The 17283-nt window shown below is 63.4% G+C and carries 14 protein-coding genes and 2 pseudogenes; 8 read left to right on the forward strand and 8 right to left on the reverse strand.

Going from position 1 to position 17283, the window contains the following annotated elements; translation table 11 throughout:
* The 5 genes and pseudogenes from NKJ26_RS24275 to NKJ26_RS24295 all read right to left on the reverse strand — a co-directional run.
* Positions 1–398 (reverse strand): annotated as a pseudogene (locus NKJ26_RS24275) (ABC transporter permease); the annotation flags it as partial.
* On the reverse strand, positions 395–1366 hold the full coding sequence (locus NKJ26_RS24280) for an ABC transporter permease (protein WP_352697642.1): 972 nt from the start codon (positions 1364–1366) through the stop codon (positions 395–397). The gene NKJ26_RS24280 and the pseudogene NKJ26_RS24275, both read right to left, overlap by 4 nt.
* The gene (locus tag NKJ26_RS24285) at positions 1363–3015 is read right to left on the reverse strand and encodes an ABC transporter substrate-binding protein (protein WP_352697644.1); all 1653 of its coding nucleotides are present in this window, start codon (positions 3013–3015) and stop codon (positions 1363–1365) included. The genes NKJ26_RS24280 and NKJ26_RS24285 overlap by 4 nt, the downstream gene beginning before the upstream one ends.
* A gap of 39 nt (positions 3016–3054) precedes the next feature.
* Positions 3055–3828 (reverse strand): DUF427 domain-containing protein, encoded by a 774-nt coding sequence (locus NKJ26_RS24290; protein WP_352697646.1) that lies wholly within the window; start codon positions 3826–3828, stop codon positions 3055–3057.
* Between the two features lie 9 nt (positions 3829–3837).
* Complete coding sequence (locus tag NKJ26_RS24295) at positions 3838–5190, reverse strand: LLM class flavin-dependent oxidoreductase (RefSeq protein WP_352697648.1); 1353 nt, start codon at positions 5188–5190, stop codon at positions 3838–3840.
* Between the two features lie 195 nt (positions 5191–5385).
* On the opposite strand from NKJ26_RS24295, the gene NKJ26_RS24300 reads away from it, so the two are divergent.
* The 3 genes from NKJ26_RS24300 (at position 5386) to NKJ26_RS24310 (ending at position 8780) form a co-directional block, all read left to right on the forward strand.
* Complete coding sequence (locus NKJ26_RS24300) at positions 5386–7215, forward strand: dipeptide ABC transporter ATP-binding protein (protein ID WP_352697650.1); 1830 nt, start codon at positions 5386–5388, stop codon at positions 7213–7215.
* 220 nt (positions 7216–7435) lie between these two features.
* Positions 7436–7591, forward strand: coding sequence for a hypothetical protein (locus NKJ26_RS24305; protein WP_352697652.1), 156 nt, complete (start codon positions 7436–7438; stop codon positions 7589–7591).
* A 40-nt stretch (positions 7592–7631) separates the two neighbouring features.
* Positions 7632–8780, forward strand: coding sequence for an amidohydrolase (locus NKJ26_RS24310; RefSeq protein WP_352697654.1), 1149 nt, complete (start codon positions 7632–7634; stop codon positions 8778–8780).
* A gap of 192 nt (positions 8781–8972) precedes the next feature.
* On the opposite strand, the gene NKJ26_RS24315 is transcribed toward NKJ26_RS24310, so the two are convergent.
* Positions 8973–10049 (reverse strand): tartrate dehydrogenase, encoded by a 1077-nt coding sequence (locus NKJ26_RS24315; RefSeq protein ID WP_352697655.1) that lies wholly within the window; start codon positions 10047–10049, stop codon positions 8973–8975.
* 247 nt (positions 10050–10296) lie between these two features.
* Here NKJ26_RS24315 and NKJ26_RS24320 point away from each other — a divergent pair, with 247 nt between their 5' ends.
* The 3 genes from NKJ26_RS24320 to NKJ26_RS24330 are packed head-to-tail and all read left to right on the forward strand — an operon-like array spanning position 10297 to position 12897.
* Positions 10297–11667 carry an aminotransferase class III-fold pyridoxal phosphate-dependent enzyme gene (locus tag NKJ26_RS24320; RefSeq protein WP_352697657.1) on the forward strand — a complete coding sequence of 457 codons (1371 nt, stop codon included), beginning with the start codon at positions 10297–10299 and terminating at the stop codon, positions 11665–11667.
* Positions 11664–12386: a haloacid dehalogenase type II gene (locus NKJ26_RS24325; RefSeq protein WP_352607600.1), complete on the forward strand. Its 723-nt coding sequence runs from the start codon at positions 11664–11666 to the stop codon at positions 12384–12386. The genes NKJ26_RS24320 and NKJ26_RS24325 overlap by 4 nt, the downstream gene beginning before the upstream one ends.
* Positions 12387–12408: 22 nt before the next feature.
* Positions 12409–12897: an Lrp/AsnC family transcriptional regulator gene (locus NKJ26_RS24330; protein WP_352607598.1), complete on the forward strand. Its 489-nt coding sequence runs from the start codon at positions 12409–12411 to the stop codon at positions 12895–12897.
* Between the two features lie 68 nt (positions 12898–12965).
* On the opposite strand, the gene NKJ26_RS24335 is transcribed toward NKJ26_RS24330, so the two are convergent.
* Positions 12966–14423 carry an NAD-dependent succinate-semialdehyde dehydrogenase gene (locus NKJ26_RS24335; RefSeq protein WP_352697659.1) on the reverse strand — a complete coding sequence of 486 codons (1458 nt, stop codon included), beginning with the start codon at positions 14421–14423 and terminating at the stop codon, positions 12966–12968.
* Between the two features lie 100 nt (positions 14424–14523).
* Entirely contained in the window at positions 14524–15438 is a 915-nt protein-coding gene (locus NKJ26_RS24340; protein ID WP_352697661.1) for an NAD(P)-dependent oxidoreductase, read from the reverse strand.
* A 211-nt stretch (positions 15439–15649) separates the two neighbouring features.
* Between NKJ26_RS24340 and NKJ26_RS24345 the strand changes: the two genes are divergently transcribed.
* Positions 15650–16834, forward strand: coding sequence for an NAD(P)/FAD-dependent oxidoreductase (locus NKJ26_RS24345; RefSeq protein ID WP_352697663.1), 1185 nt, complete (start codon positions 15650–15652; stop codon positions 16832–16834).
* Between the two features lie 45 nt (positions 16835–16879).
* Positions 16880–17185 (forward strand): annotated as a pseudogene (locus NKJ26_RS24350) (Lrp/AsnC ligand binding domain-containing protein); the annotation flags it as partial.
* Between the last annotated feature and the right edge of the window lie 98 nt (positions 17186–17283).

Raw genomic sequence — 17283 nt, forward strand, 5'->3', positions numbered from 1 at the left:
TCGAGCAGCCGCGCCCCGACACCGTCGACCATGCCGCCTGACGAGCCGAGCACCAGGCCGATGACGCAGCCGACGAAAACGCCCGCCAGCGTCGCCAGAGGCGCCACTAGAAGAATGTCGCGCGATCCGACGACAATGCGGGAAAGCACGTCGCGCCCCAGTTGATCGGTGCCGAACCAGTGCACCGCGTCGGGCGGTGTCATCATGGCGAGGAAATCCTCGGCATAGGGATCGAACGGCACGAACCGCGACCCGAACAGCGCACAGACGACCCAGAACAAGAGCACCGCCGAACCGGCGGCGGCAGACGGCGCCACCTCGGGGACGAGGCGGCGCAGCCTGCCGGCCCAAGAGAGCCTGATTTCGCCGCGCATGGGAGACTGGGCGAGATCGGTCATGGCGCGCTCCGGCGGCGCTGGCGGGGATCGAGCAGCGCCTGCAGCAGGTCGCCGATCGCCGCCGTCGACACGAAGATCGTCGCCATCACCAGCACGCCGGCCTCGAGCAGCGGAAAGTCGCGCGCCTTGGCCGCACCCAGCACCAGATTGCCGAGGCCCTGGATGCCGAACAGCGCCTCGATCACCACCAGCCCGCCAAGCAGGAAGCCGCTCTGCGTGGCGATAACAGCCACCGTCGGCACCAGCGCGTTGCGCAGCACATGCTTGAACAGCACCTGCGATGGGCTGAGGCCCTTCAGGATCGCGGTGCGGGTGTAGTCTGCGGCTCGCGCGTCGATCACCCCTGCCCTGGTCATGCGCGCGACATAGCCTATGAGATTCAGCACCAGCGGCAGCGCTGGCAGGATGAGATAATAGCCATGGGTCCAGAAGCTCGCCCCGTCTGGCGCGGCCCCGGTGATCGGGAACCAATTCAGCCACAGGCCGAAGACGATCAGCAGCAGCAGGCCGGAGACGAAGTCGGGCACGATGCTGAACGAGACGCCAGTCAGCACGATCAGCCGGTCGACGAGGCTGCCGGCTCTCAAGCCCGCGGCGACGCCGGCGCCGATGCCGATCGGAACCAGCAGCACCAGCACGACACCGGCGAGCGTCGCGGAATTGCGGATGCTTTCCAGCACGAACGGCGCAACCGGCGCGCGCATCGACAGCGACTCGCCGAAATCTCCGGTAATCGCTCTGCTGAACCAGTGCCAGTATTGCAGCAAGACAGGCTGGTCGGTGCCAAGCTTTCTGTTCAGCTCGGCCACCGCCTGCGCATCGGCGAACGGCCCGAGCATGACGCGGCCGACATCGCCAGGCAGCACCTGCCCGGCAAGGAAGACCAGCGCGCTGACCAGCCACAGCGTCAGCAAAAGCGAGCCGACGCGGGCGGCCAGGGCGCGGCCCACCGCTGCCGAACCGCTCACACGAACGACACCTTGTCGAGCAGCAGGTGCGAAATGGCGGTGAAACGAACGCCCTCGACCTTCGCGCTGACGATGCGGCTATACTGCGAGAAGTAGCCGATGATCAGCGGCGTCTCGTCGAGCAGCAAGGTCTGGATCTTGCCGGCGGCTAGGCGCTGCGCCTGGAGATCGCGCGCCTTGCCGTAGTCGAGCAGCAGCGCGTCATAGGCCGGATCCTTGAAATGCGCGGCGTTCCAGCTTCCCGTGCTTTTCAGCGTCGCGTTGAGGAAGATGTCGGGCGTGCCGCGATGACCGAAATCGGTGATGCCGACGCTGGAATCGAGCCATGGCGAACTGCCGAAGGTCGCCGAGCCGTAATAGGCATCCTGCGGCAGCACATTGAGCTTGATATCGATGCCGGCCTTCTTGGCGAAGTTCTGGATCAGCACGGCGTAATCGGGAATGTCGTAAGCGCGCTCGGTGGTCAGCGTCACCTGGAACCCGTTGGGAACGCCAGCCTCCCCAAGCAGCCGCTTGGCCTCGTCTATGTCTTGCTTGCGCTGCGGCACCCCCGGATCGCTGGACGGGAAGATCGGCGCGAACGGGGTGTCGTTGCCCACGATGGCACGGCCCTTCAGCAGGCCCTTGACCACCGCCTCGCGGTCGATGGTGAGCGCGAGCGCGCGGCGGATGCGCTTATCGGTGAACGGCGCCTGGTCGGTCCGCAGATGCACCTGGTCGTGCGAGCTCGCCTGCACGCTGAGTATCTTGAAATTGGGATTGCCATCGATCGCGAGTTCGAGGCGGGTCGTGCTCGGGATAACGTCGAGCTGGCCGGCCTGCAACGCCAGGACCTGCGCCTGCTCGTCGTCGAAGAACTTGATCTCGACCCGGTCGGGCAGCGCCTTGTCGCCCCAATAGTCCTCATTGCGCACGAAGCTGGCGCCCTGCTTGGGGCGGAAGGATTCGAGCTTGAACGGACCGGTGCCGATGAACGTCTTTTCGAACTCGCCGGCATAGTCGGCCGGCAGGATGACGGCGTTGAACACGTCGGACGAGACGTAGAACGGGAAATTGCTGTTCGACTGGTCGAGATCGAAGGCAACGGTTTCGTCGTCGACGACCTTGGCGCCGCCCTTGGAGAGAATGCCCTTGTAGGCCGACAGCGCCGACGAGCCGTTGGCCGGATCGACCAGCCGCTCGAAGCTCGCCACCACGTCCTTGGCGGTGACGATGCGGCCATCATGGAATTTCACTCCCGGCCGCAGCTTGAAGGTCCACCGCCTGGCCGTCTCGTCGGCTTCCCACGACAGAGCGAGTTTCGGCTGGAGCCCGTCCTTCGGGTCGTCGAGGATAAGGTATTCGCCCACCTGGCTGAGCACGCCGATGCTGGCTGGATCGGTGACGGTGACCGGATCGATCGCCTTGGTCGGCTGGCCGAGCCCGACGCGGACGGTGCCGCCGGTTCCCGCCGCGCGCGCCACGCCGGGAGCGCCGAGCCCTTGCGAGGAGGCAAGGCCGGTGAGGCCGATGAGCACGGCGTATTTCAGCAGGTCACGGCGCTTGAGGAAGCCTTGCACGTATTCGTCGACCGCTACATTCCAGATGTCGCCGGATGGGCTGCGTCCAGACTGGTTGCGCAGGAAATCGATGTCGGGACGTTTTGTCATTGTCTGTCTCTCATAAAAAGGGATTGGGTGAGGCCGCCATCAGACCGGCTGGCCGTCGAGATGGATGCGGTCGACCGCCTGCGGATAGAAAGCGATCAAGCCTTTGATCTTCGGCACTTCGTCGATCGGCTCGCGGTAACTCCAGGCAATATCGGGGCGTACCGATCCGTCGCGCAGCAGGCCCGACCAGTAGGAGGCGATACCCTTGTAGGGACATCGCGTCGTCGAATTGGACGCCGTCAGCCGCTCCAGCCTGACATCCTCCGGATGCAGGTAGAAGCGCGTCGGCAGATGGGTCTCGAACAGGAGCACCGGGCGCTGGCTGTCGGCGATCACGTCCCCATCGAACCAGACCTGCACGTGGCTGGAGCTTTGCAGCACGTCGATCCGCGCATAAGGGTCGCGGGCGTGGACGAAGACCTCTTCCTCCTCCTCCAACCACTGGTCGACCTGCTTCCAGGTGAAGGCGATGCGGCCTGCGAGCGGCGACAGGATCTCGTCGGGCGGCGCAATGAGCGACCACGCCGCGTTGGCGGCGCGCCGGTCGCCACTGTCGATGTCCCAATAGGCGGTCTCGCCGCCGACCGGGTGCGGCTCGCGATGCAGCGAGGGCTTCAGCACCGACGGGTCGACCGATGCCGGCGGAAAGAAATAGATCGGCAGGAAGTGGTTGGAGCGCAGCACCAGCACGTTGCGGCTGTCGGCGATGGTGCGGCCACCGAAGCGGACGCGGATGCGCTTGGGGCTGTGCAGGACATTGACGAGATGCGGAGCGGTCGCTTCGCGTGGCTGAAGTCTTGGCGCGGCTGTCATGGCTTTTCCTCAGGACACGGCGCGCGCATTATCGCGCTGCTCGGCGAAACGGTTGGCGGGACGGGCGAGCCCAAGCCGGTCGCGCAACGTGCCCGGGCCATATTCGGTCGGGAACACGCCGCGCCGCTGCAATTCCGGCACCACCTGTTCGGCGAAATTCACCCAGTCTTCGGGCAGCAGCGGGAACATCAGGTTGAAGCCGTCGGCGGCGCCCGAGACGAACCAGTCTTCGAGCTGGTCGGCGATCTGCTTCGGCGTGCCGGCAACCGTCGGCACCGAGCCGCTGTTGGCAAGCTTGCGGGCGATGTCGCGCAGGCTGAGGTTCTGCTTCGACCATTGCCTGACACGGTTGAGCGACGTGCGCCCGCCATTGAAGGTGCTTTCGTCCGGCAGCGGCGGCAGCGGCCCGTCCGGAGGATAGGCGGAGAGATCGATGCCGCTCCAGCTCGACAACAGGTCGATGCCGACCTGGTCGGGAAGCAAGGTTTGCAAATACTCCTGCTTTTCGCGACCCTCGGCTTCGGAAGCCGCCACGATCGGCAGGATGCCGGGCAGGATCTTGAAGCTTTCCGGCCGCCTGCCATGGCGCGCCAGCCGCTCGTTGATGTCCTGCCGGTACTTGATGCCGTCTTCCCTGGTGCTGAAGATGGCGAAATGCACATCGGCTTGCGCGGTGGCGAAATTCTTGCCGTCCTCGGACGATCCGGCCTGCACGATCAGCGGATGGCCCTGCGGCGGCCGCGACACGTTGAGCGGGCCGCGCACCTTGAAGTGCTTGCCCTTGTGATCGATCGGATGAACCTTGTCTGGATCGGCGAAATAACCCGACGCCTTGTCGATCAGCAGCGCCTCGTCTTCCCAGCTGTCCCATAGCGCCTTGACGATATCGAGGAATTCGCCGGCACGTTCGTAGCGGAAGGCGTGCTCGATGTTGCCGTCGCGACCGAAATTGCGCGCCTCCTCGTCCATCGCCGAGGTGACGACGTTCCACGACGCCCTGCCCTTGCTGATATGGTCGAGCGAGGCGAACATGCGCGCCACATTGTAGGGCTCGCTGTAGGAACTCGACGCCGTGGTGATCAGGCCGATGTGTCTGGTCACACCGGCCAGCGCCGACAGCAGCGTCAGCGGCTCGAGGCGGGCGTTGGCGTAGTGCGCGACGCCGCTCTTGACCGAATCCCAGATCGACACGTGGTCGGCGACGAAAATGGTGTCGATCCTGGCCCGCTCGGCCGCCTGCACCAGCTCGCGATAATAGTCGAAGTCGAGCACCTCGCGGTCCGGCGCGCGCGGGTGCCTCCATGCCATGCGGTGGTCGCCCTGCGGGTTGAAGAAGAACGCGCTTAGGATCATGTGCGACATGCCGGTTTCCTTCGCTTTCGATGCGGAAGACCGCCGTCGCGACGGCGTATGGCCGTGCCCCGAAAATCCTCCAGTCCACGAAAGTTAGATTGCGCTTCGGCTTTATTCGAGTAATTTTATAGAGATTATATCCTGTGAAAGCGGAAGCGATTGCCCCCGATGGCGGCGCGCGCAGAAAGTGGTTTCGGGTCGTCAATGTCTGCTGTTCTGCCACCCATGCCTTCGGTTCTAAACGTCGAGCACCTCTCCGTTTCCTACACGGGAGCCAGACGCATCCACCGCGCGGTCGACGACATATCGCTCCGCATAGGCCAGGGCGAAGCGCTTGGCTTGGTTGGCGAGTCCGGCTCGGGCAAGAGTTCGGTGGCGCTGGCGGTGCTGCGCTATCTGCCCAGACACGCCCGGGTCGAAGCCGCGCGACTGGCGTTCCAGGACAGCGAGATCCGCGACCTCTCAGCCGACCAACTGCGCCGGCTGCGCGGCGACCGCATCGCCGCCGTATACCAGCATCCGGGTTCGGCGCTGAACCCGAGCATGACCATCGGCGGCCAGATCACCGAGACGATCCTGCGTCATCGGCCGATGCACCGCGAGGATGCGCTTGGCCGCGCCACGCAACTGCTCGGCCGCGTCCGCGTCGCCAACCCCGAGCGCGTGCTGCGGCTCTATCCGCACGAACTGTCGGGCGGCATGCAGCAGCGCGCCAACATCGCCATCGCCATAGCGCTCGACCCGTCGCTGCTGGTGTTGGACGAGCCGACGACGGCGCTCGATGCCAGCGTCCAGTCCGAGATCATCGCAATCCTCGACGATTTGCGCCGCGAGCACAGGACCAGCATCCTCTTGATCAGCCACGACATCAACTTGATCCGGCGCTCCTGCGACCGGGTCTCGGTTATGCAGGCAGGCGTGGTGGTCGAAACAGGCGCGGCCGATCAGGTGTTCGACAACCCGCGCCACGCCTACACAAGGGCGCTGGTATCGGCCATTCCGACACTGCACCGCACCAAGCGCGACGGCAGGCTGGCCGAGGATGCGAGCCCCGTAGAGCCGACCTCGGGCATGCCGGCCAAGGAGCAACAAGACAACCCCCTGCCCGCGCCGCATCGCGAAATCGCCGTCGCTTGCCGGGGCATAAGACAATCCTTTGGCGGCCAGCCCGTGCTGCACGGCATCGACCTCGATATCGCCAGCGGCGAGACTTTCGGCCTGATCGGCGAGTCCGGTTCCGGCAAGTCGACGCTGGCCAGGATCGTCACCGGCCTGCTGCCGCCGACGGCGGGCAGCGTCGAGCTGTTCGGCAAGACGGTGGCGCCGCGCGTCGAGAAGCGCCAGCCGGGCGAGCGTCGCGACGTGCAGATGGTGTTCCAGTCGCCGGACCGCACGCTCAATCCGCGCCAGCGCATCGGCCGCATTCTCGGCCGCCCGTTGCGGCGGCTGGCCGGCCTGCCCCGCCGCGCGGTGGCAGAGCGCGTCGGCGACCTCCTGGCCTCGGTGCGCCTTGCCCGCACCACGGCCGAGCAGAAACCCGGAACCCTCTCCGGCGGCCAGCGCCAGCGCACGGCGATCGCGCGCGCCTTCGCCGGCCTGCCGAGGCTCGTCGTGCTGGATGAGCCGACATCGGCCCTCGACGTGTCGGTGCAGGCGACCGTGCTCAACCTGCTCAACGATCTTCAGCGCAGGCAGGATACCGCCTATCTCTTCATCAGCCATGACTTGCGGGTCGTGCGCTACATGGCCGACCGGATCGGCGTGCTTTATCGCGGCCGCCTGGTCGAAACCGGTTCCTCCGACCAGATTTTTAGCGGCCCCAACCATCCCTATACCGAGATGCTGCTGGCGGCGTCCTCCAACGAGGGACCTGCGGTCTCGACATTGCCGGAGCTGGTCGCCGAGGCCGGCCTTGGCGGCTGCGCCTTCGCCGGCCGCTGCCCGCTGGCCGACGCCGGCTGCCACGCCGCCGAACCCGTTGCCAGGGAAACGGAGGCCGGCCATTTCATCGCCTGCTGGAAACGCGTCGGCTGACCCGGCCGTCGCGGACCTTCGCATCCGCCTGCACCGCACATCCGAGCCAATGGAGCTGGTCGATGCGGCGGTGAAAACCGCCAACCGAGCATCGAAAGCGCGCTTGAAGGCCGGCTGCGCGTCGAGAGAGTTAGGTGCATGATCTTTCTGACGGATCAGGTGTCGTTCTTGCACTTACGTCCAGAGGACGAACGGCCGGCGCCACTCCCGACGCGCGAACATGCTTTTTGAGGGTCGCAATCATGACGCGGGCGCGACGACGGAGTTCCTGATCACCGACACGAACGATAATGTGGTGCTGGATGGCTCGAATGCTTCGGGATACGATTACACCCTGGAGCAGTTCGAAGCCCTATGCCCCAATCGCGTGAAGTAAGACGCTCGCGAGAAATGTGGCGCCAACGGAGGCGGCAAGCGTGACCCTTACCAATCGAGACATCGTCGAGCTTACGGCATGGCGGCGCAAGCTGCACCAGCAACCGGAGATCTCCAATGAGGAGGAGAAGACCGCCGGAGAGGTCGTCGACTTTCTCGCCGATACGGGTCCGGACAAAGTGCTGACCCGGCTGGGAGGGCACGGCGTGGCGGCAATATATGAAAGCGGCAAAGCCGGACCGACGGTGATGTTCCGTTCGGAACTCGATGCCTTGCCGATTGAAGAACTTTCAGGCGTGCCGCATTCATCGCTCGTGCCGGGCAAGTCGCATATGTGCGGCCATGACGGACACACCACGATCCTGGCCGCCCTTGGCCGCCAGTTCGGGCGCGAGAGGCCCGCAAGCGGTCGCGTCGTGCTGATGTTCCAGCCGGCGGAGGAAACCGGCAATGGCGCGGCTGGCGTCGTCGCCAATCCCCGCTTCGGCGAGATCGCGCCGGATTTCGCTTTCTCGTTGCACAATCTGCCCGGTGTGCCGTTCGGCGAGGTGCGGCTCAAAACCGGCGTGGTCAATTGTGCGTCACGCGGCATCCAGATCGTGCTGGAGGGCAAGACCGCGCATTCGTCGATGCCCGAGACCGGAGTCTCGCCCATGATGGCGATCAGCCAGTTGATGCCGGCACTGCCCGCGCTGGGGCGCGGAACCTTCAGCGACGACGACTTCAGCATGATCACCGTCACCCATGCCGCGATGGGCGAAGCCGTGTTCGGCATCGCACCAGGCCAGGCGCAAGTCTGGGCGACGCTGCGCACCCGGCGCGACGACCGTATGGCAAACCTGTGCGCCGCCGTGGAAACTCTGGTCACGAGGATCGCCGGCGAGAATGGCCTTTCCGCCCACTGGCACTATCACGAGATATTCGTCGCCAGCGTCAACGCCGCGGATGCGGTGGAGCATCTGCAACGAGCACTCGACGAAGAGGGGATCGTGCACGGCGAAGAAGCCCTGCCGATGCGCGCTTCGGAAGATTTCGGCCTGTTTGGCCACAGCGCGGCGTCGGCGATGTTTTTCCTCGGTGCAGGCGAGCGGCACCCTGCGCTGCACAATCCGGACTATGATTTTCCCGACGACCTGATCCCGATCGGGTCGAAAATCTTCATGCGCGCGGCACGCAATCTCCTGGGGTGAGTTCGCCTGTCGCCCATGTCGACGCCAATCCGCCACATGGGCTGCTACTCCCGTCGCTATCTCCACTGCGCCTTCGAGGACGAAGGCGCGACGCTCGAACGCTTCGTCTGGGACCGCCGAACGCAGCAAGGAATATCTGCCGGTTTTCGGCTCGATGCCGACGTTCGCATCATCCCTTGCCGATATGCCCCGTCAAATCTCCGCGGCGACCGCAACACCGCAGGATTCGGTGGTAGCAGGCCCTCCGAGATCGGGGGTTCTGCCTGCCGGGGAAAGCAGCACGCGCTCCATGGCGGCAAGGACGTGATTGGCCGCGCCGATTTCGCCGAGATGCTCGAGCATCATCGCCGCCGTCCAGATCTGGCCGAGGGGATTGGCAATCCCCTTTCCGGCGATGTCGGGCGCCGATCCGTGCACCGGCTCGAAAAGAGAAGGATGCGTGCCAGACGGGTTGATGTTTGCCGAGGGCGCGATGCCGATCGTGCCGGTACAGGCGGGGCCCAAGTCGGACAGGATGTCGCCAAACAGATTTGACGCGACGACAACGTCGAACCGATCGGGGTTGAGGACGAAATGGGCGGTCAAGGCGTCGATATGGTACTTGTCGCGACGAACGTCCGGATATTGAGATCCAATCGCCTCGACGCGCTCGTCCCAGTAAGGCATGGTGATCGAGATGCCATTCGACTTCGTGGCCGAAGTCAGGTGCTTCTTCGGGCGGCTCAGCGCCAGATCGAAGGCATAACGCAGGATGCGATCGACGCCCGTGCGGGTCATGATCGTTTCCTGGATCACGACTTCCCGCTCCGTCCCTTCGAATGCCCTGCCGCCTAGCGACGAATACTCCCCTTCGGTATTTTCCCGCACGACATAGAAGTCGATGTCTCCGGGTTTTCGCCCCGCCAGGGGCGAGGTCACGCCTGGCATCAGCCGCACGGGTCGAAGATTGACATACTGGTCGAACGCGCGCCGGAATTGCAGAAGCGAACCCCAGAGCGAGACATGATCGGGAACTTTCTCTGGCCAGCCGACGGCGCCGAAGAAGATAGCGTCGTAGCGGCCTAGCGTTTCGAACCAGTCGCCGGGCAGCATCGTGCCATGCTTCAGATAGTAGTCGCAGGAGGCAAAGTCGAACCAGTCGAGCCTGATGTCGAGATCGAACCGGCGCGCGACCGCTTCGAGAACGCGGACGCCCTCGGGAACGACTTCACGACCGATTCCATCCCCCGGTATCACTGCGATGCGGTGGGCTCTTCCCGTCTGCGTCATTTCTCAGCTCCTTTGAACTGCTCACGGCAGGATACGGATTGGCTGGAGCATATTCTGCCGTCGCCGCACGCTCGAGCCGTAACTTCCAACGTTTTGGTCTGGTTGGGCGGCATATCCCGGCGGCATAATGTGCCGCGCTTTCGCTACACTTGGCATAAATAGCCGCCAGAACGACGATTCCCTTCGGACAAGATCGCGCAGGAAAAGCAAAATGGAAGCGTGAGAAACCCGAATGGAATAGTCGCGCATGCTCTCGAACAGCCTCATAGATGATGATCGCGCTCATCTCATTCACCCGGTCGCGCCGTTACGCGCGCACGAACGCCGTGGCGTGACGGTTCTGCGGTCGGCCAACGGCTGTTATCTGACGGATGCCTCGGGTCATACGGTGCTCGACGGTTTCGCCGGCCTTTGGTGCGTGAACACGGGCTATGGCCATGAAAGCATAGTCGAAGCTGCCATGGAGCAAATGCGGCGGCTTCCCTACGCGACCGGCTACTTTCATTTCGGCAGCGAGCCCGCCATCAAGCTGGCGACGAAGATTGCCCAGTTGGCACCCGGCGACCTCGATCATGTCTTTTTCACCCTTGGCGGGTCTGACGCGGTCGATACCGTCATCCGGATGGTGCGCTATTACAACAACACACTCGGCCGGCCGCACAAGAAGCATTTCATCGGCCTGGAGCGAGGCTATCATGGCTCCAGTTCCAACGGCGCTGGCTTGACCGCGCTGCCGGTCTTTCATCAGGGCTTCGACCTGCCCCATGCATGGCAGCATCATATTCCCTCGCCATATCCTTACCGTCATCCGGCCGGCCCGAATGGCGAAGCAATCATCGCGGCATCCGTCAAGTCTCTGCGTGACAAGGTTGCCGAGATCGGCGAGGAAAATGTCGCGGCGTTCATCTGTGAGCCGGTCCAGGGCTCGGGCAGCGTCATTGTGCCGCCCGACGGGTTCCTGACGGCGATGCAAGACACGTGCCGCGAGCTGGGCATATTGTTCATCGTCGACGAGGTCATTACCGGATTCGGCCGGACGGGCCCGATGTTCGCGTGTGAACACGAAGGGCTCCTGCCGGATTTCATGACCATCGCAAAGGGACTGACCGCCGGCTATGCGCCGATGGGTGCGGCGGTTGTCTCGAATCGTATCTACCAGGTGATCGCCGACGCGGCACCCGATGGCACGCCGTTCGGGCATGGCTTGACCTATTCCGGTCACCCCGTCAGCGCCGCCGTCGGCCTCGAAGTGTTGCGCCTCTATCAGGAGGGCGGTCTTCTCGAAAATGGCAAGAGGATGGGAGCCTATTTTGGCAACCGGCTGAGCGAATTGCGCGATCATCCCCTGGTCGGCGATGTCCGCTCGCAGGGCCTTCTGGGAGCCGTCGAGATCGTGACCAACAAGGCGACAAGGCAGAAGCCCGCCAAGGAGCTCAAGCTCAGCGGAAGATTGTTCGACGAGGGCTACCGCAACGGCCTCATCTTCCGCGCCTTCGCCGACGACACGATCGGATTTGCGCCCCCCTTATGCATTACACAGGACGAAATCGACCTGCTGATGGAACGCCTGGAAAAAACCCTCGACACAATATTGGACATCAAGGAGTTACGAGCATGAAGCTGACCGATTTCAAAGCCCTGACCTTCGACTGCTACGGCACGCTCATCGACTGGGAGTCCGGGATGATCGAGGGACTGAAGCCGCTGATCGCGAAGGTCGGCCGCGAACTCAGCCGCAACGAGATCCTTGAGGCGCATGCCCGGCACGAATCCTCGCAGCAGCTTCAGACGCCAGCCAAGAACTATCGGGACCTGCTGCCGATCGTCTATCGCCGGCTGGCGGAAGAATGGGGCGTCGCGGTGAGCTGGGGCGAGTGCATCGCTTATGGCCGATCGGTCAAGGACTGGCCGGCATTCACCGACTCCGCCGGCGCTCTCCAGTATCTCAAGCGACACTACAAATTGGTGATCTTGTCGAATGTCGACAATGAGAGCTTCGCGGCCAGCAATGAAAAGCTGCAAGTCGAGTTCGATGCGGTCTACACTGCCGAGGATGTCGGTTCCTACAAGCCGGCGGACCGAAACTTCGACTACATGCTCGCCAAGCTGGAAACGCTGGGGATCCGGAAGAGCGAGATCCTGCACACCGCCGAGAGCATGTTCCACGACCACGGTCCGGCAAACAGGCATGGTCTTGCGTCCTGCTGGGTTTACCGCCGCTATGATCAGGAAGGTTTCGGAGCCACGATGAATCCCGGCGACATGCCCAAATACGATTTCCGCTTCAACAGCATGGCCGATCTCGTCAAGGCACATCAGGAAGAGCTAAGAGGGTAGGATATTCCGCGGGGAGGCGTTTATGGTGGGGCTGCCCAAACTCGACAGAATCGACGTCAACATCCTGGCGCAGCTTCAACAGAACAGCCGGCTGACCAATGTCGACCTCGCCGAGGCTGTGGGCTTGTCGCCAAGCCCCTGCCTTGCGCGCGTGAAGCGCCTGGAAAAGGCCGGCTACATCGCCAGCTACAGCGCCCGGCTGAACCTTTCAAAGCTGGTCGATCACATACTGGTATTCACCGAGGTTACGCTCAACGATCACAAGCGCGAAGACTTCATCAAGTTCGAAACCGAGATCCGCCGCTACGAGGCCGTGCAGGAGTGCCATCTCGTCAGCGGCGGATACGATTATCTGCTGAAGTTCGTCTGCCGCAGCGTGGCGGCCTACCAGGAGCTGATGGAACTCATCCTGGAGCGGAACATCGGTATCGAGAAATATTTCAGCTACATCGTCATCAAAAGCGTCATTCAGCGAGACAGCGTTCCACTGAAATCCCTTCTGTCGGATTAAGGCACCCGCCTGTTTCGGAGGTCGCACCGAAGCCGGCGCCGGCTGGGGATGGCATTGCACCTCTCCCTTCAGATGCCGCCGATATGGAGCGTCTTCACCTCCAGAAATTCCTCGATGCCGTGGTGAGACCCTTCCCGTCCGAGGCCGGATTCCTTGATGCCGCCAAAGGGCGCGGATGCGGTCGAAACCGAACTGGCATTGATGCCTACCATTCCGAACTCAAGGGCTTCGGCCACCCTGAAGGACCGTGAAAGGTCACGCGTATAGAGATAGGCGGCGAGCCCATATGGCGTATCGTTCGACATCGAGATCGCCTCCTCCTCTGTCTTGAAGGCGAACAGAGGCGCAACAGGACCGAACGTCTCCTCGCTCGCAATGAGCATCCGGGGTGTGGCTCCGGTCAGGACGGTCGGCTCGTAGAACAGGCCCGACTTCAGCTTTCCTCCCGTCGCAATCGCGGCGCCTTTCGAGATCGCATCGTTGACGTGTTCCTCGATCTTGTCGATCGCCGCCCTGTTGATCATCGGCCCGATCTCCGTACCCTCTTGCAGCCCATCCCCCACCTTCAGCTTGGCTGCTGCGCTGGAGAGCCTGCCGGCGAAGGCGTCATAGATGCCCTCCTGCACCAGGATGCGGTTGGCGCAGACGCAGGTCTGGCCGCCATTGCGGAACTTGCTGGCGATGACACCCGTGACCGCGGCATCGATGTCGGCATCGGCGAAGATGATGAACGGCGCGTTGCCGCCGAGTTCGAGACCCACGCGCTTCACGGTGGCAGCGCATTGCTGCATCAGGATCTTCCCCACTCGGGTCGATCCCGTGAAGGTCAGCTTGCGCACGACAGGACTGCTGGTCAGGGCACCGCCGATGGCCGACGATTGCCCGGTGACGATGTTGATGACGCCGGGCGGTATCCCGGCGCGCTCGGCCAGGACGCCGAGAGCCAGCGCCGAGAATGGCGTCAGCTCGGCCGGTTTGATGACGATGGTGCAGCCGGCGGCAAGTGCCGGCGCGGCCTTGCGGGTGATCATTGCGTTCGGAAAATTCCACGGCGTTATCGCGGCGACGACGCCGATCGGCTGTTTCTGGACGATGATGCGACCGTCCATTGCGGCCGACGGAATGGTTTCGCCGTAGACGCGCCGCGCCTCTTCGGCGAACCACTTGACGAAGGAAGCGCCATAAGCGACCTCGCCACGCGCTTCAGCCAGCGGCTTGCCCTGCTCGATGGTCATGATGCGGCCGAGATCGTCGCAATGCTCGATCATCAGATCGTGCCACTTTTCAAGCAGCGCTGCACGCTCCCCGGCTGTCTTCTTGCGCCAACCGGCAAGCGCCCGCTCCGCCGCCAGGATCGCGACCTCCGTTTCCGACGCCCCACAGCGAGGAACGCGACCGATTATCTCGCCCGTGGAGGGGTTGTCGACTTCGATGGTCTCCCCTGTCTCGGCGACGCGCCATCCGCCGTCGATGAAGCATCGCTCGACAAAAAGGGAGGGGTCTTTCAGCTGTGTCGCGACGCTCATGACAGTCTCCATTGGCTGCTTGGAGCCTGCCATACGCTCACGGCACAATATGCCGTTCATAGCCGCAATGTTGAAAGCAAGATGTGATGTTGGCCCGGAATCAGGTGTTCCAACCGCGTTCCAGCGTCTCCAGCGCCAACCGGGTTCGCCGCCAGAGTTCGGCGTAGGCGTCATCGGTCATGTAGGCCGCGTGCGCGGTCAGCGTGACATTGTCCAGACCGGCATAGGGATTGTCGCGGGCCAGCGGCTCAGCGGGAAAAACGTCGAGAGCCGCATGGCCGATCTGCCCGCTGCGCAATCCTGAAAGAAGCCCGGCTTCATCGATGAGCTGCGCACGCGCGGTGTTGACGAGAATGAAGCCTCGTTTTGGCAGAGCGAGGCGCCTGGCATCCAGCAGGCCAGCGGTTTGCGCGGTGAGTGCAACGTGCAATGACACGATATCGGCATCGCGCAGCGCCTCGTCGAGATCGGCTTCAAAGTGCTGAACCTCGCGCGGGCTTCGGTTCCAGCCTGCGACGTTCATCCCCAGGGCGAGACCGATCTCGGCGAGCTTGCTTCCGATGCCGCCGAGGCCGACCACCGCGAGCTTGCGCCGTTCCAATTGCAGGCCGCCCATCGGCCGCCATGCGCCAGACCTGATAGCCCGATCCATCCGCGCAACGTTCCTGGCGGCCGCCATCATCAGGGCCAGTGCATGTTCCGCGACGGCGCGGTCTCCATAGCCCGGCGTCGTCAGCACGGTCACGCCGCGTCGGAGCGCGTCGTCGGTGTCCACGTAGGTTCCAGCACCGGTTCCCATGAATACTATGCCGCGAACCGTTGGGCAGGCGTCGAGCACTTGCGATGGAATGACTGTGTGCTCGACCAGCAGGACATCCGCCTCGTTCCCCAGGCGAACCAGATCGTCGACGGAAGGATCTCCGATGTTTACCCTGACGTGATCAGGCCTAGGCAGACCCTGCTGCTCCATGACCCGGCGCAGCTCTTCAGTGCAGTCGACAAAAACAGCGCGCATGGGGAAATTCCTCCGGCCTCGGGCAATTCGCAATCACGATAGTCCGAAGCGGCGGCAGAATGTGCCGTCGTCCCCGGATACTTCAGCCGGAGACCGGTCAACCTGCATGATTTACAGCATGGCACGCCGGGCACTCCGGCATAATCTGCCCCTCGAATGTAGATCGATTCGGTCGCTTCCGATGCGAAACCTAACTTCAAGGAGTTCCGTCATGACGGTCCAGACGGCAGATTTTCTTGTGATTGGCGGTGGCATCGCCGGACTTTCGGTCGCCTATGAACTCAGCACCAGGGGCACCGTGATCGTGCTGGAGAGCGAGAATTCGCCGGGCTATCACTCGACGGGAAGGTCCGCCGCCGTGATGTCGGAAAATTACGGCCCGGCCCTCTGGAGCAGGCTGGTTACGGCGTCGCGCTCGTTCCTCGAGGCTCCCCCACCCGGCTTCACCGATGTATCGCTGGTTTCGCCGCGCGGCGCGCTATTCCTTGCGCTTGAGCACGAGCAGGACAAGCTTCGGGCACAAGGTGAGGAACTGATCCGGCGCGGTGCCTCCATCGACATCACGACACCGGCCGACGCTTTGCGGTATTGCCCTGCGATCCAGGCCGACAAGTTTGCCTTGGCGCTCTACGAGCCCGACTGCCTGGACATCGACACGGACGCCCTGATGACGGGCTATGGCAAGGGTCTTCGGGCGCGTGGCGGGCAATTGCAAACCAATGCCCGGGTCCTCGAACTCGCGCGCCGCGGCGGCGTCTGGAAGGCCTCGACACGGCAAGGCGAATTCGAGGCTGCAGTCGTCGTCAATGCGGCTGGCGGCTGGGTCCAGGAGGTCGCGCAACTGGCCGGGCTTCCCGCTCGCAACGTCGTGCCGTTCCGTCGCACCGCGGTGACCTTTGATCCACCGGCCGGCGCCGATATCCGCACCTGGCCAATGACTTTCGACGTCGCCGAGACCTTCTATTTCAAACCTGAGGCGGGCCGTATCATGGTCTCTCCTGTCGATATGGAACCATCCGCGCCTTGCGACGCCCAAGCCGACGAACTGGAGGTCGCGATCGCCATCGATCGCATCGAACGCTTCACCACCATGCGAGTGCCGACGATCTCCCACAAATGGGGAGGGTTGCGCACCTTTGCGCCGGATCACGAGCCGGTAATCGGACCGGACCAGGATCAACCAACCTTCATCTGGGTGGCCGGACAGGGCGGAAACGGCGTGATGGGTGGCGCGGCCGCGGCGCGGCTGGCCGCGAGTTTGGCTGCCGGCGAGAGCATCCCCGCCGATATCGCGGCACTCGGCATTACAGCCGCGAACGTCTCCCCCGGCCGTTCCTGCGTGTCGGAACCGGATGCAGTGCGACCAACGGTGGGCAGGCTGGAAGACATCGCCTGATCCCAATGAGCCATGCGCCCTGAGCAAAGCATGAGCTCGGTAAGCGTCACGATCACGCTCGAACGGCAGGCCGCGCAGCATCTCGGTCGGTTCGAGGCAGCGGTCAAGGCATATCCCGAAATATCGGAGTGCCACCTCATGAGCGGCTGTTCGGACTACCTGCTTCGGGTAGAAGCGGTCGATTTGACCGACTTCGAGCGGATACACCAAAGCATACTGTCGAGACTGCCCGGCGTTCTGCACATACGTTCAAGCTTCGTGATGAGAACCATAGTTCTGCGGCCTGGGCAAATGCCGATGGCGAACCAGGATCAGCTCGCAGCGCCTGGAGCAATTCCAGGAAAGGTGTGAAACGATTTTCCGTCCGGATTGCGTAGAGACAAAGAGATAGAGCGGTTCGATGCTTCAATGAAGCAGTGAACCGCTCAAGAATACCCGGCGACCGGCCG

Origin of the sequence: Mesorhizobium sp. M0152 (assembly GCF_040322415.1) — a bacterium.
Classification (GTDB): domain Bacteria; phylum Pseudomonadota; class Alphaproteobacteria; order Rhizobiales; family Rhizobiaceae; genus Mesorhizobium.